Below are 815 nucleotides of genomic sequence, written 5' to 3' on the forward strand. Positions count from 1 at the left end.
AAATAAACAATTATGGTTTTTTGTTACCATTTTTATCAAGTCAATTTTATTAATAATAGTTATTAAAAAATCACAAAATTAGAATAACCACTTGAAAATATACCCATATGGGTATATTAATAATCATGAGTAAAATAAAACGTATCATATGGCTTGGTTCTTCACTCAAAGATATAAAAAGTCTTCCTGATCTTATTCAACAAAGGATTGGTTATGCTCTTTATCTTGCTCAGATAGGAGATAGAGGAGAAAATGTTAAGGTTCTCAAGGGGTTTGGATCTGCCAATGTTCTAGAAATTATTGAACGCGATATTCAAGGAACTTATCGCGCTGTTTATACGATACAATATAAAAAATCTCTTTATGTGTTGCATTGTTTTCAGAAAAAATCGACCCGTGGCATTGCAACACCAAAACCAGACATTAATCTGATTAAAGAACGTCTCAAGTTAGCAGAACAATTAGAAGGGAATTAAAATGATCAATGTTTTTCACGGTAGTTCCAATGTTTATGCGGATCTTGGCTTTTCAGATTCCAGAGAGATGCTTATCAAAGCGCAACTTGCTCATAAGATTAGTCAAATTCTGAAAGAAAAGAACTTAACACAAAAACAGGCTAGTCAACTTTTGAAAATGACTCAACCAAAACTGTCTAAACTCTTAAGTGGAGAATTTCGAGGAATTAGTGAAATGAAAATGCTTGAGTGTTTGGCAAAATTGGGAAACGATATAAAGATTATTGTTAATCCGAAAGAAGTTAAAACGCTTGAAGGACATTTTGAAGTTGTTTTTTCTTCTTAAACTTCTTTATGATT

Annotated in this window: 2 protein-coding genes; both read left to right on the forward strand. The window is 31.4% G+C overall.

The features are described from left to right. The first annotated feature begins 125 nt into the window (after positions 1-125). On the forward strand, positions 126-476 hold the full coding sequence (locus ACFIKG_RS09560; RefSeq protein WP_041581387.1) for a type II toxin-antitoxin system RelE/ParE family toxin: 351 nt from the start codon (positions 126-128) through the stop codon (positions 474-476). Position 477: 1 nt separating this feature from the next. Further along, positions 478-801 carry a helix-turn-helix domain-containing protein gene (locus ACFIKG_RS09565; protein WP_015856199.1) on the forward strand — a complete coding sequence of 108 codons (324 nt, stop codon included), beginning with the start codon at positions 478-480 and terminating at the stop codon, positions 799-801. Positions 802-815 lie beyond the last annotated feature (14 nt).

This window comes from Bartonella sp. LB28NMGDW (assembly GCF_042194435.1).
In the GTDB taxonomy this organism is placed as follows: domain Bacteria; phylum Pseudomonadota; class Alphaproteobacteria; order Rhizobiales; family Rhizobiaceae; genus Bartonella; species Bartonella grahamii.

What these genes read in the sequence shown, in the direction of transcription:
- ACFIKG_RS09560 (WP_041581387.1), top strand. Translation starts at nt 126, where the DNA reads ATGAGTAAAATAAAACGTATCATATGGCTTGGTTCTTCACTCAAAGAT.
- ACFIKG_RS09565 (WP_015856199.1), top strand. Translation starts at nt 478, where the DNA reads ATGATCAATGTTTTTCACGGTAGTTCCAATGTTTATGCGGATCTTGGC.